Raw genomic sequence first — 13,420 nt, 5'->3', positions numbered from 1 at the left:
GTCTTATTACGGGTTATTCAATTTCTGCACAGATCAGCTGTACACCACATGCTGTTATCGCCTCGCGCTTATCTGCACTTAGGTTGTTGTCTGTGATAACTGTGGTAACACGCTGCCAAGGCAGTTCTAAATTCGGTATTCTTCGGCCAATTTTTTCTGACTCAACCAGCACCACTACCTCTCGGGCAGCTTCAGCCATCACTTGGCTAAGCCCCACTAATTCATTGAAGGTTGTAGTACCTCTATCAATATCAATGCCATCGGCACCAATAAACAGTTGGTCAAAGTCGTAAGAGCGTAGAACATTCTCCGCAACTTGGCCCTGAAACGATTCTGAATGTGGATCCCAAGTTCCGCCGGTCATCAAAAGTGTTGGTTCATTTTCTAATGAAAGCAGCCGGTTAGCGACATTAATAGCATTTGTCATCACCACTAAACCGCGCTTACTAGCAAGCTCAGGGATCATCGCCGCTGTAGTGCGACCGCTATCAATGATGATGCGGTTATGGTCTTTAATAAGCTTTGCAGCCGCCTGTGCGATTGCCATTTTGCGAAGCGAGTCGCTTTTCTCGTTGCTATTTGCAACGATTTCTTGCGGCAATGCAATAGCGCCACCGTAACGGCGTAGCAACAAGCCACTTTTTTCAAGGGCTGTCAGATCTTTACGTATCGTCACTTCAGAAGTTTGAAACTGCTCTGCTAACGCTTCAACAGCAACTTCACCAAGTTCATTCACTTGGCTTAAGATAGTATGGCGACGTTGTTGAGTGTTTCGTTTTGTCATAAAGTGAATTACATAAGTTTCGTTTCGAAAGTTGTGAGATTTTAAACGAAACAATATAAATGGCAAGTGAATACTCGTTAACCTACACAGCTTTAATTTTGATCTTCATGACCAACACGCTAAGCTATTGGCAAATATAACCATGAGCATGCCCCATGAAAGAGTTTAATAGCCTCGATAAGTCCTTACTCGAACAACGAAAAAATGCCCATGAAATTTGCCGTTTATTTGCAAAAAGCCCGAGTAAAGGCAATTTAAAACGACTAAAAGGCATGTTTGCTCACTGTGGAGAGCAGGTTGTTATAGAAGCGGGTTTTCATTGTGATTATGGCAGTGGTATTAAAATAGGTGATCGAACCTTCATAAATATTAACTGTACTATGCTCGATGCACCGCTATCTGATGCGCAAATTACGATAGGCGATGACTGCTTAATAGGTCCTAATGTGCAAATACTCGCGGTATCGCATGCTGTAAACCCAACCGAGCGTTTAGCAAAAGCTAATTTTGCAGCGCCGATTAGCATTGGCAACAATGTATGGATTGGTGCAGGCGCTATTATACTTGCGGGTATTAAAGTTGCTGATAATGCCGTGATTGGCGCCGGGGCAATAGTTACCAAAAATGTCACGGCAAATACTCTAGTAGCAGGTAACCCCGCAGTGAAGGTTAAAGACCTTTAACTCTCATACCGACGCGCTAAAGCACGTCCTACGTAGGTCGCCATTTATGGCGACAAAGAATACATATTAACGCGCTAAAGCACATCCTACGTAGGTCGCCATTTATGGCGACAAAGAATACATATTAACGCGCTAAAGCACGTCCTACGTAGGTCGTCATTTATGGCGACAAAGAATACATGCTTACGCGCTAAAGCACGTCCTACGTAGGTCGCCATTTATGGCGACAAAAATACATATTTACGCGCTAAAGCACGTCCTACGTAGGTCGTCATTTATGGCGACAACCAATCACAAGAAAACAGAATTCCAATATGGATAACTACCTAAATTATCTACAAGCTTTTTTCGCAAAGGGTTTGCTGCGATATATCTGGCTACAGCTATTCTACTTTCTTCTTCACGTAGTGCATGGTCATAGTAAGCAGGTTGCCACACCGTTTGCGAAAAACAACGTATCTTGTTTATCTCTCTAGCAGAAAGACCTTTTAGATGACCAACTGTTTTACCCAAGCTACTATCGCTAAGCCTTAATAAACCATGAAAATGATCGGGCATAAGCACCCAAGTTAACCAGCAGCATTGATGCAATAGTTCATTTCTTTCAATACACCTACAAAATACTTTTGCTAAGTTATGATCAGTGAACAATGCTTTTCGGTTATGGCAGTTGAATGTTATGAAATATTCACCTGATTGAATTGAAACTCGTCCTTTCTTTAAATGACTCCAGCTTATGAAAAATCCTTTTTCATAAAATTGTAGAATATTAAATATAGTAGATTAACGCGCTAAAGCACGTCCTACCGTAGGTCGTCATTTATGGCAACAAAAAATAGCCCTACGTAGGTGACAGCCATCCTCAATAAGCATTTAAAACTAAAAAAGCCCAGCTGTATTGCAGGGCTTATAATTAGGAGTTAGTTAACTGTTATTCATATCGCAAGATAAGTGATGGTCTGGTGCTTGCGGCCTTAAAGGCTAAACTTGCAACGGTAACCCAGGTAATCGCTGCCACCGCGGCGGCGGCAACTAAATACACCCATACAGCTTGTTCAATACGGTCATTAAAGTTTGCTAACCAATCACCAACTAACAAGTAAGTCACTGGATACGCAATAGCAATACTTACCGCCACCAGCACTAAGAACTCTTTAGCAATGATATTTACGATACTGATGCGTGATGCACCTAGCACTTTTCGAACGGCCACTTCTTTTTGACGACGCACTGTTGCAAACGAAGCCAAACCAAAGGTACCTAAACAAGTTAAGAACACAGCAAGACCGGTAAAAATTAAAACGACATTCGAAATTCGCTCATCACCTTTTAACAGAGTTTTGTAGTTGTCTGCGAGTAAGTTGATTTTTGGCTCATAGATATTGGCTGAGCTTGCTAATACTTCAGCGATCTGAGCTTTAATATAAGGCAAGTTTTGCTGATCAATCGTTAAAATTAGTTCTGATACTGGTGATAAAAAGTTAAAGCCACATAAGAACATAATATTTGAGTTGGCATCTTTAGCATTACCTACTTTTACATCTTCAACCACACCTACAACACGCATATCTATGCCGCGACCTGAGTCTTTAATAACCTTACCAATAATGTCACTCATGTTAGTGTAACCCGCTTGCCTTGCGACAGATTCAGTCACGATGGTGCCCGTACTTGTTACTCCATTTGCACGGCTTGCCCAATCACCGGCAAATTCACGGCTAAAGTCACGACCAGCAACCAGTTTTAACCCTAGCGTTTTTACAACATCGTAGCTTGCACCTACAACAGGCGTTAAGCTGCCAGATGCTTCACCATTTGGCCACGTTGGCATAAGTGTATTATTGATTGAAACAGTTAAACGGGTATCAATAACTGTTGTTTGCTGTACGCCTTGAATTGCACTAATACGGTTAACTAAGGCATTTTTTTCTTTCGTGAATACTTCGCCTACTGGTAGCTCTGAAATAACCAATCTTTGTGTCGTTTCATAGCCTAAAGGTAAGCTTTGTAAGTAAGTTAATTGCTTTAACAAAGTAATAGAGGCAATGATTAAACCTATTGCTAGCGAAGCCTGTAAGGTTAGTAAGCTCTTACGAACCCATATTGCAGTATTACCTCGTTGTAAGTCTCCACTTAAAACGCGTTTTGCACTGAATGACGAAATAAAGAATGCAGGATAAAGCCCAGCTAATATGCCCACAGCAATTGCGACCACAATAATTGCAATGCCAAATTCAGAGGCATAATTCACGACCAATTCACGGTCTACTAGTTGATTAAAGCTTGGTAAAAGTAGCTCCACTAAAGCACAAGCAATCACCATTGAAAGCATTGATACCAACACAGATTCAGATAAAAACTGCGTTACTAACTGGCCTTTACTTGCGCCAAGCGCTTTACGCACACCCACTTCTTTTGCACGTTTCGTCGATTGAGCGACGGTCATATTAATAAAGTTAAAACCTGCAATAAGAATAAGTAACACGCTTAAACCAACACAGATCATCACCACTTGTTTAGCACCACCTGCTTTCATCTCAAACGGTGATTTTGCAGTTAGGTGCAAATCAAGTAATGGATGCAGCTCTAAACTAACTTGCTCCAGCATCGAGTTGCTAAAAAAGCGCTCTGTTAAGGTTTTAGCTAATGCATCGGTATCGGTGCCCTCTGCTACACGCATATAAACATAACTACTGTTGATGTCTATTTTGCTTGGATCATGCTTAACATAAACAAGGTTTTTAAAGGCAAAGTGAGTGTTATCTTTTAAGTCCGCAAACACGGCACGCACCGTGTACTGTCCTTGTTCATGCGTTAGTGTTTCACCAATCACATCGGTGCGACCAAAAATGCGCAGAGCTTCTGACTCACTTAAAGCGAGGCTGTCTGGTGTACTCATTGCTGTTGTTAAGTCACCCGCCAGCGTTTTCAGAGCAATAAAGTTTTCAATATTTGCTGTAGCACCATATAAGGCATTTAACTTATAGCCTTGGTTGCGGTAACTCACATCAACCATGGCTTCACGAGTCAACTCGACCATAGTTAATCCGAACACTTCTTCAACTTGGCTGTAATCTTCAGCCTGCTTTGACTGCACATAATTAAAAATAGGCACCACAGCTAAACCAAGTTTTGAGAAGTCCTGGCCAACGCGATAAACACGCTCCGCATGAGGCTGTTGGCTATCGTACGAAAGCTCATTTTTTGCAAATAAAGCAACTAGAATTGCCGCAGCTAAGCCCACACTTAAACCCAGAACATTTAAAATAAAGTGCTGCTTTTGGTTTTTAAACGCACGCAGCGCGGTGATCAAATAACTTAAAATCATGTTATGCCACCTCTGCTGTTTGTTGAACACGGTTAGCTTTATCAACCATCACTTGGCCATCAAGTAAGCGCACTAAACGGTCAGCATAATTGCCTTCTTTTTCTGAGTGAGTAACCACAATTACCGTGGTACCTTCGCGATTTAGCTCACGCAGCATCGCCATGACTTCATCACCATTTTTTGAATCAAGGTTACCCGTAGGCTCATCCGCTAAGATAAGTTTTGGATTAATCACCAGAGCTCGGGCTACCGCTACACGTTGCTGCTGACCGCCCGATAGCTGTTGCGGTAAGTGATCTGCTCTATGGTCGATTGCAACACGTTTTAAAATTTCTTCTACTCGCTGTTTACGTTCACTTTTTGAGATATTTTGATACTGTAATGGCAGCTCAACGTTTTCAAATACTGTTAATTCATCAATTAAATTAAAGCTTTGGAAAACAAAACCAATCGACGCTTTTCTAAGTGCCGCTAATTGTTTTTCACCAAACCCTGCGATGTCTTCGCCTAAAAACTCAAAACTGCCTGCTGATGGCGAATCCAACATACCTAAAATAGAGAGTAATGTTGATTTACCACAGCCAGATGGCCCCATAATGGCAAGAAACTCGCCTTCGTTTACATGTAAGTTAATGTTGTTAAGCGCTGTTGTTTCAACATCTTGAGTACGGAACACGCGTGATAAGTTAGTTAATTTAATCATTGTTTTTATCCTTAAAATTGTAGTTGTTGTGCTTTATCAAAGTTGCTGTAGCTAGAGGTGATCACGCGATCTCCGGCGCTTAGGCCACTTAACACTTCATAATAGTTTTGATTCTTTTTGCCAAGACGAATGTCTTTTCGTACTGCACGATTGCCATCTTTTTCCATGACATAAACCCAGTTACCTCCTGAGCTGGTAAAAAATGCGCCGCGTTCAAGTAATAAGGCAGTGCCTTTGCTATCACCTAGCATCAGCTGCACATCAAGGCTTTGTCCGCGTTTTATGTTGCTCGTACCATTGGGTAAATCGACTTCAACCTGAAACTGTGATTGCTGAACACGACTATCAATTTTGCTAACTGTTGCCGCAATTTCGCCTTGTTCATGCTCAATAAGCACTTGCATACCTGTTTGAACTTGGCTCAGGTAAAACTCATCTAGTCTCACAACTAGCTTGTATTCATTAGGAATATCAATCTGCCCTAGGCGAGCACCACGGCCTTTTGATTCACCAATTTCAACATCAAGTTCACTTAAATAACCATCAGCAGGTGCTGTTACGAGTAGGTTTTCAAGGTTCTTACGTGCAAACTGTAGGTTTTTCTCTAACATGTCGGCACTGTCTTTTAGCTGGGCTACCTGAACTTCACGAATGCTGTTTTCTTGCTTTTGGCGCTCAAGGGTTAGTTCTTTACGCGCTTTGTAATACGCTAAGTCTTCTTGAATTTCAGATAATTGCTCTTGAGCTAACACACCTGTTTTCACTAGCGGCTGAGTCTGTTTTAAGCGACGCGATAAATGTGTGATTTTAAGATCGATTTCAAGCAAATCACGGCGTAAGTTTAAACGGCTGGTTTCCATATTCATTTGCGTGTTACGTAAAAAGTTAAGCTGCTCAGTCACCTGTGCTTCACGGCTCATTACATCAAGCTGCAAATTGGTATTGCTTAAACGCACAAGTGGTTGGCCTTTTTTAACAAATTCACCCTGCTCAACAAGTCGCTCTTCAACTTGGCCTCCGGCAATGGTGTCGAGGTAAATAGTCGTGCGAGGCATAACCTGACCACGAAGACTTAAAGCATCAACAAATTCACCTTGTTGTACTGTGCTAATCGTTAAGCTTGTCGCGGTTACTTGCTGACTACGACCTGTTTGCTCAGTTTGCGTGAAACCATAAGCTGCTGCCGCAACAGCTAAACATGCTGCTGCAATTACTGATTTCTTAAAAAATGCTTTGTTATTTGAGCGTGTAATTTTCTTATCCATGTTGACGCCTTTAAGTTATCTAGGTGCTAATTACCTATAGATAAAACAACTCTTGTGCCAACTTTTATTTTTATTAAATTACAATAACTTATATAAAAACCAATAAACATGCATATAATCAAGTGTCCGTTTATAGAACACTTCAAAACCCATATATCGTCCATAAATGGACACTGTTACTATTTTCAATTAGTCTTAGTGTTCCCATAAAGGAATAATAATAAATAGCTATGAAACAAGCAGGATCAATTCTTATCGTCGATGATAACCCCGACGTACTTATCGCCGCACGATTACTTTTAAAGCAGCATTATCAGGTTGTAAAAACCACAGATAACCCCTTTGATATCGAAGCTATCATTAACGCACAGCATGAGGCGGATCAGGCCATAGATGTAGTGTTACTCGATATGAACTTCACGCAAGACTCAATTAGTGGCAAAGAAGGATTCTACTGGCTAAAAAAAATCATGAGCCAAGACGCTAACATTGCGGTACTGCTTATGACGGCCTACAGCGATATTCAGCTAGCGGTCGAAGCAATTAAGGCCGGTGCCTCTGACTTTATTGCCAAGCCTTGGCAAAATGAGCAATTACTCGGTGCTGTTGCAGCGGCATTTTCACACGCTAAAGACAAACAGCAAGTTGGTAAACTCACAAAGCAAAAACAAGCCTTGCAGCAGTCAATCGGCAATCAACCATTTGAGTTTTTAGGCCAAAGTGATGCCATGCAGCAGGTTTTTTCGGTTATCGACAAAGCAGCCAACACAGATGCCAACATATTGATTAGTGGCGAAAGTGGCACAGGTAAAGAACTCACTGCCCATGCAATCCACAATGCAAGCCAGCGCCAAAGCCAACCCTTCATAAGCCTAGACATGGGCTCACTAGCCGAAAGCCTGTTTGAAAGCGAACTATTTGGCCATAAAAAAGGGGCGTTTACTGGCGCGAAAGAAGATCGCATTGGCCGATTTGAGCTGGCCCATGGTGGTAGTTTATTTTTAGACGAGCTAGGTAATTTACCGCTTAACCAACAAGTTAAACTACTTGCGGCACTACAAAACAGGCAAATAACACCGGTTGGTGGCTCTAAAGTCATCGATATTGATATTCGTTTGATCTGTGCAACCAATGAAAACCTCGAACAAGCAGTTACTGAAGGCAAGTTTAGGCAAGACTTACTGTACCGTGTTAATACCGTAGAGATCCGTTTGCCAGCTCTGCGTGAGCGCAGTGAAGACATTCCATTACTGTGTAACTACTACTTGCAGCACTTTGCACATAAATACAAACGTGAGCTCTCGATTGCTGCATCTGATATGACACGTTTAAGCCAGTATCATTGGCCTGGCAATGTCCGTGAACTTGCCCATGCAATTGAGCGAGCTGTCATCCTATCAGAAGGCTCAGAGCTCGATATAAGCTCGGTGATAAGCTCACCAAATGCTGCTGTTAGCACAACTGAGCTCTCTTCAAACGCCACTGACTACGACACTTTTGATCTCGAAATCATCGAGCAAAGAACCGTTCGTGCAGCTTTAAAGCATTTTCAAGGGAACGTGAGTCATGCAGCAAAAGCGCTCGGCCTAACACGCGGAGCCATGTATCGTCGTTTAGAAAAATACGGACTTTAATCGATGCGAAACTTTATTATCTTAGCCAGCCTATTAGCTGCACTAATAGGTTTATCAATTACTTTGTTTTGGCAAGTAGAGCAAAGCGGGTTTTCTGCAATTTCGGCACTTTTAGTTATTTTAAATTTAGTATGTGCCGCGCAAATTTTTAATTTATTTAAACGCCAAACAAGGCGTGCAGATATGGTTTTTCGCGCTTTAGCGAATGGAGACAGCACATTAGGCTTTGGCGACCAACACCCTATGCAGCAGCAATTTGAGCAGGTTAAACAACAAATTCAGGCTGCGCGTTTTAATGCAGAGCAACAAGCCCAGTTCTTACAAGCACTATTAATTCATATCGATTTAGCAGTATTAGTATGTGATGAACAAGGCAATATTATTGAAAGTAACCCTGCGGTCAGTCGCTTGCTTGGGCAGGCTGTAAAGCACATCGATGATTTAGGTGTAATCGCAAACCTCGTTCAAGACGCAAAACAAAATAGCCGTAATACCGTGCCATGGCAAAATGGTGAGCAGCACGATACGTTATCTGTGCAGATCAGTATTGCCGAAATCCAAGGTAAAGTTCGTAAAGTGATCAGTTTGCAATCGATTCATGATCAGCTGCAATTAAAAGAGCAACAAGCTTATAAGCGCCTTACCAAAGTACTAACCCATGAAATTGCTAATTCGATTACGCCACTCTCTTCTTTAGCACAAACTTGTACGGCGCTGCTGCCAACTGAGCTTAGTTTTGATGATCAGGAAGATAAACAAGACTTGCAACTCGCCCTAACAACACTCGCATCACGAACCGAGCATTTAGGGGAATTTATAGCGCAATTTAAAAAGGTTAGTAGCTTACCCGCCCCACACTTACAGCCACATATTCTGGCAGATCTTGCCAAGCAAGTTGTCGCTCTGCACTCACAACAAGCTAAGCAACTTAATATTACGTTGAATTTATCGGTGCAAAGCCAACAGTTAGTAATGATAGATAGAGGCCAAGTTGAACAAGTAATAATAAACCTGCTTACCAATGCCCTTGATGTCCTTAAGCAGTTAAATACTTCAAAGTCAGCAAAGTGCATTGAGGTAAGCATTGCACAAAATGCTAATCAGCAACTGTATTTAGAGGTCAGTGACAATGGTACAGGTATCAGCGATCATGTGATTGAGATGATTTTTGTGCCATTTTTTACCACCAAGCAACAAGGCTCAGGAATAGGCTTAAGTTTATCACGCCAGATCATGCTCAATCATGGCGGCGATCTGGTATATATCAAACGCCAGCAAGGAGCCTGCTTCCGCTGCGTGTTCGGCTAACTTACATAGTTAGAACACTTACTTACAATTTGCTAAGGCGCTGTTTGGTATCATCAACCCATTAACGTTTAATGGACTAACCAATATGCGATACCTTGCCTTAGCACTGTTTTCTTCACTTGCCTTCATTCCTGCTACAAGCTTTGCTGGTATTTATGACAGCCCTAATATGAACCTGTTTGTTAAGTCAGAGCATAATAGTACTGATTCAATCACCTCAGCCGGCATCGAAGTTATGGCTAAAAATAACTACAGTAATTTCGGCGCAGCATTTACAACGGCACTGGGCTCAGCAGAAGTATTTACTAAAAAAGGTGATCGGGAGACATTTCTCACCTTAGATAGCGGCATCAAATTTGGCTATTTCAGTGACTTTTTTGTCTATGGCGAAGTGGGGTTAGATTTAATTGAGCTTGCTGTATACGACGACCGAGATGACCACGACTACAGAGACCGCTATGATGACGACCACAATAATATTGATGGCTATGTTGGTGTGGGCATGGGCGTGGACTCAAAGCCATTCAGAATAGAGATTTATGCCAGAGCCCGAGAAATAGACAGCCGCTATTGGGAAGCGCAAAACCATGGTTATGCTGGGTTACAAGTTAGTATTTCGTTTTAATTTCAATTGGGTGAGTAAGTTAGCGAGCTGTTAATCTAATGGTCATTTTTAGCTCACCCTATGTTAAGCTTAGGCGCTTTAGTTTACCCGCACCTAAGTTAACGGAGTATTTTAATACGTGTTTTTAAATCGATTTTTAGGCCTTGTTGTTGTTTCTTTTATTGTAACAGGCTGTCAGACTGCCCCTGAGTCACTTCCCGAAAAGAAGCCCATCATCAAAGCCAATCCAGGCACTGTGGTTGCAGAAGCTAAAACAGCACAAGTAGACGCGGTGACACCGCTCAAACCAAGTGAACTTGATGACGTATGGCAGCGTATTCGCATTCAACTACAGTTTAGCGATTCAAGTCACCCAGATGTGCAAAAGCGCATTGCTTGGTACCTTACTCATCCTAATTACATGGAAGAAATAAGCCGCCGTGCAGCGCCGTATTTGTATCATATCGTCACAGAAGTAGAAAACCGTGACTTACCAATAGAACTCGCTCTAATGCCGCTTATAGAGAGCGATTTTGATGCCAGTGCCTATTCGCACAAACATGCATCGGGTTTATGGCAACTCACCCCCTCAATCGCCAAATACTTTAAAGTAAAAATTACCCCTTGGTATGATGGTCGCCAAGATGTGATCGACAGCACCCGCGCTGCTTTGGATTTTATGGAATACCTTTATAAACGCTTTGATGGCGATTGGTATCATGCTATTGCTGCCTACAATATTGGTGAAGGGCGTGTATTACAGGCAATTGCTCGTAATAAAAAACAAGGTAAGTCGACGGACTTCTTTAACTTAAAACTACCATCGCAAACCAAACAATACGTGCCTAAGTTACTGGCCGCAGCACAATTATTAAAGCACCAAAAAATGATATTCCCTGCCATTAAGAATGAGCAGGCTATTGCGACCTTACCAGTAACTGGTGCAGTGATCTTGGCAGACAAAGCGAAATGGCAAGAGCTTGAAGAGCTAAACCATGGTGTTATCCGATACCCAGCAGTGATTGATGCGCCACATATTGTGGTTCCCAAAGATCAGCAAGCAAGTTATCAAACTCTATTAGCTAATCAAAAGAGCAATGATTATAGCCAGTGGCAACATTACACTGTTAAACGCGGTGATAGCTTAAGTGTGATTGCAAAAAACTATAAAGTAACAGTTAGCCAACTGAAAACCTTCAATAACCTAAAAACAAACACTATCCGTATTGGTCAAAAACTGATATTGCCACAATTGGCTGATCAGCAAATCGAATATAAGGTGAAATCTGGCGATAGCCTTTGGAAGATAGCAAAGCAATACAAAGTCAGTATCACTAAACTCAAACAATGGAATAACCTTTCAAGAGATAGCTTAAGAGTGGGTGAAAAGCTCACCGTATTTATCTCAAATAGTTAATACCAAATCAGGGAGTTTTACTCCCTGTCTCTTTTATCTATCCAATTAAAGTTGTATCTTTATTAGTCTATAAAAACAACAATTAAAAATTATGGATAATCAGCAACAGGACGCAAGCTGTTCAACCGTTAAATCAGAGCAAGACTCCAACGTTGAAGAGCAAACAAAGACCACCCAGCAAAACACTCAGCGCAATGGATGGTTTACCAACGAGCGGCTAAACCTATTTCTCGCACTCTGCGCCATTATTATCTCCGCAGCCTCCTTTTATGCCACTTACTTGCAAGCCAGCGCCGCAGAACGACAAGTAAAAGCCGCAACCTGGCCATGGCTCGAAGTGATGACGGGGAATTTTAATGAAGAAAAAAATCAATCTGAAATCACCTTTGTACTCACTAATTCAGGCTCAGGACCTGCGATAGTAAAGTATGTGAAGTATCATTATAACGACCAATCATATTTAGATATCTATAAAGTAATTTCTGCATGCTGTTTTGATACACAAGCATATGAAACACAGCTACAAACTCTGCAAGATAATTCTCCCGATATAAATATTTTCGAAGCATTTGGCTGGATTATGACGAGTGCTAGTGATAACCGGTTGCTGGCATCTGGCAGCAAACTTAAACTTTTTGGTTTCAAGCAAACGGGATTTAATGAAACTCAATGGGACAAAGTAAACAAGCAACGTAATAGCATCAAAACCGAGATCTGCTATTGCTCTTTACTAGAACAATGCTATCTAAGCGATGGCCGCGGTGATGTAAAAGAGATACAGCAGTGTGAGTGAGTTAGAAAGAGTAAAGTTAGCGAGGGGAAAGTTGCAAGAGTAAAGTTTGGAAATCTGCCGTAGGTTGGGTAGAGCGAAGCGAAACCCAACAGCGTGGTAATTCGTCATGCACAATGAAGAGGTAAAGCTCATTGATAAAAGACGAATTAGCGCGAGGTGAAATAATACCATTCCGTATAAAGATTAAATCAATTTAATCCATTCCCGATTGCACATTTTCCTTACTCGATCCGGGATTGAAATAAAGTGATTCCATGCCTTTGAAACTTCATCGACAATTTCGTCATAGCCCGAAAACACTCTATTGGATAAACAATGCTGTCGTATCCAGCTCCATACTTGCTCTATTGGATTTAGCTCTGGTGAATAAGATGGGAGCTTTATCAGGGTTAGGTTTTTAAATTCTGCAGCTGTATCGTATGTGTGCCAGCCTGCGCCATCTATTATCACGACAGCATGCCTTCCAACAGGTGTCGCGTGTGATATCTGGCGCATATGCTGCGTCATTGCTTCTTTATTTACGAATGGGCTAACTAACGCTTCTGTTTGGCCTGTCACTGGACATACCGCGCCAAATAAATATCCATAGTCAAATTGCTGTTGTTTTACAATCCGTGGCCGAGTACCTGTTTCAGCCCAAATGCGCGTAGTCTGATTTTGCTGGCCAAATCGTGCTTCGTCCTGAAACCATACGTCGATCCGATCAAGAGGAAGGTGTCCTGGTGTGTGAAGGATCGTTTCCAGCTGGAAGTTTTTTAAAAGCCTCTTGGCTCTGTAATGATTGTTTTGGGTGTTTAGAGCGGCTTGTGATCCAACTAAAGCCAAGTTGCTTTAGAATTTTATAGACATGATTTAAGTGGTAATGAACACCAAATTCAGTGTGAATGTAATGCACAATGTC

11 protein-coding genes and 1 pseudogene are annotated in these 13,420 nt (G+C 41.8%); 6 read left to right on the top strand and 6 right to left on the bottom strand.

The genetic code is table 11. The features are described 5' to 3' along the window. Positions 1-13: 13 nt before the first annotated feature. Entirely contained in the window at positions 14-784 is a 771-nt protein-coding gene (locus AOG27_RS06710; protein WP_054552250.1) for a DeoR/GlpR family DNA-binding transcription regulator, read from the bottom strand. 155 nt (positions 785-939) lie between these two features. Between AOG27_RS06710 and AOG27_RS06705 the strand changes: the two genes are divergently transcribed. After that, positions 940-1,467, top strand: a complete 528-nt coding sequence (locus AOG27_RS06705) for a sugar O-acetyltransferase (protein WP_054552249.1) — start codon at positions 940-942, stop codon at positions 1,465-1,467. A gap of 291 nt (positions 1,468-1,758) precedes the next feature. Here AOG27_RS06705 and AOG27_RS21195 read toward each other — a convergent pair whose 3' ends face one another. The 4 genes from AOG27_RS21195 to AOG27_RS06685 all read right to left on the bottom strand — a co-directional run bounded on the left by AOG27_RS21195 (position 1,759) and on the right by AOG27_RS06685 (position 6,763). After that, positions 1,759-2,205, bottom strand: a complete 447-nt coding sequence (locus tag AOG27_RS21195) for an REP-associated tyrosine transposase (protein ID WP_082389219.1) — start codon at positions 2,203-2,205, stop codon at positions 1,759-1,761. A gap of 193 nt (positions 2,206-2,398) precedes the next feature. Next, positions 2,399-4,795, bottom strand: coding sequence for an ABC transporter permease (locus tag AOG27_RS06695; protein WP_054552247.1), 2,397 nt, complete (start codon positions 4,793-4,795; stop codon positions 2,399-2,401). 1 nt (position 4,796) lies between these two features. Continuing rightward, positions 4,797-5,498, bottom strand: a complete 702-nt coding sequence (locus tag AOG27_RS06690; protein ID WP_054552246.1) for an ABC transporter ATP-binding protein — start codon at positions 5,496-5,498, stop codon at positions 4,797-4,799. Between the two features lie 11 nt (positions 5,499-5,509). After that, complete coding sequence (locus tag AOG27_RS06685) at positions 5,510-6,763, bottom strand: efflux RND transporter periplasmic adaptor subunit (RefSeq protein ID WP_054552245.1); 1,254 nt, start codon at positions 6,761-6,763, stop codon at positions 5,510-5,512. A gap of 230 nt (positions 6,764-6,993) precedes the next feature. Between AOG27_RS06685 and AOG27_RS06680 the strand changes: the two genes are divergently transcribed. From AOG27_RS06680 to AOG27_RS06660, 5 genes are all read left to right on the top strand, one after another. Next, positions 6,994-8,397, top strand: coding sequence for a sigma-54-dependent transcriptional regulator (locus tag AOG27_RS06680; protein ID WP_054552244.1), 1,404 nt, complete (start codon positions 6,994-6,996; stop codon positions 8,395-8,397). 3 nt (positions 8,398-8,400) lie between these two features. Then, complete coding sequence (locus AOG27_RS06675) at positions 8,401-9,705, top strand: sensor histidine kinase (protein WP_054552243.1); 1,305 nt, start codon at positions 8,401-8,403, stop codon at positions 9,703-9,705. A gap of 85 nt (positions 9,706-9,790) precedes the next feature. Next, the gene (locus tag AOG27_RS06670) at positions 9,791-10,330 is read left to right on the top strand and encodes a hypothetical protein (RefSeq protein ID WP_082389218.1); all 540 of its coding nucleotides are present in this window, start codon (positions 9,791-9,793) and stop codon (positions 10,328-10,330) included. Positions 10,331-10,448: 118 nt separating this feature from the next. Continuing rightward, positions 10,449-11,726 (top strand): LysM peptidoglycan-binding domain-containing protein, encoded by a 1,278-nt coding sequence (locus AOG27_RS06665; RefSeq protein ID WP_054552242.1) that lies wholly within the window; start codon positions 10,449-10,451, stop codon positions 11,724-11,726. A 91-nt stretch (positions 11,727-11,817) separates the two neighbouring features. Beyond that, positions 11,818-12,519, top strand: a complete 702-nt coding sequence (locus AOG27_RS06660; protein ID WP_054552241.1) for a hypothetical protein — start codon at positions 11,818-11,820, stop codon at positions 12,517-12,519. A gap of 183 nt (positions 12,520-12,702) precedes the next feature. Here AOG27_RS06660 and AOG27_RS06655 read toward each other — a convergent pair. After that, positions 12,703-13,420 (bottom strand): annotated as a pseudogene (locus AOG27_RS06655) (IS630 family transposase); the annotation flags it as partial.

Origin of the sequence: Pseudoalteromonas lipolytica (genome assembly GCF_001306915.1) — a bacterium.
Taxonomy (GTDB): domain Bacteria; phylum Pseudomonadota; class Gammaproteobacteria; order Enterobacterales; family Alteromonadaceae; genus Pseudoalteromonas; species Pseudoalteromonas simplex.
The sequence above is the reverse complement of the archived record's forward strand: the minus strand, read 5'-3'. Positions and strand labels throughout refer to the sequence as shown.

Excerpts from the sequence above, each read along its gene's own strand:
- AOG27_RS06710 (WP_054552250.1), bottom strand. The coding sequence starts at position 784 with ATGACAAAACGAAACACTCAACAACGTCGCCATACTATCTTAAGCCAA.
- AOG27_RS06705 (WP_054552249.1), top strand. The coding sequence starts at position 940 with ATGAAAGAGTTTAATAGCCTCGATAAGTCCTTACTCGAACAACGAAAA.
- AOG27_RS06695 (WP_054552247.1), bottom strand. The coding sequence starts at position 4,795 with ATGATTTTAAGTTATTTGATCACCGCGCTGCGTGCGTTTAAAAACCAA.
- AOG27_RS06690 (WP_054552246.1), bottom strand. The coding sequence starts at position 5,498 with ATGATTAAATTAACTAACTTATCACGCGTGTTCCGTACTCAAGATGTT.
- AOG27_RS06685 (WP_054552245.1), bottom strand. The coding sequence starts at position 6,763 with ATGGATAAGAAAATTACACGCTCAAATAACAAAGCATTTTTTAAGAAA.
- AOG27_RS06680 (WP_054552244.1), top strand. The coding sequence starts at position 6,994 with ATGAAACAAGCAGGATCAATTCTTATCGTCGATGATAACCCCGACGTA.
- AOG27_RS06675 (WP_054552243.1), top strand. The coding sequence starts at position 8,401 with ATGCGAAACTTTATTATCTTAGCCAGCCTATTAGCTGCACTAATAGGT.
- AOG27_RS06670 (WP_082389218.1), top strand. The coding sequence starts at position 9,791 with ATGCGATACCTTGCCTTAGCACTGTTTTCTTCACTTGCCTTCATTCCT.
- AOG27_RS06660 (WP_054552241.1), top strand. The coding sequence starts at position 11,818 with ATGGATAATCAGCAACAGGACGCAAGCTGTTCAACCGTTAAATCAGAG.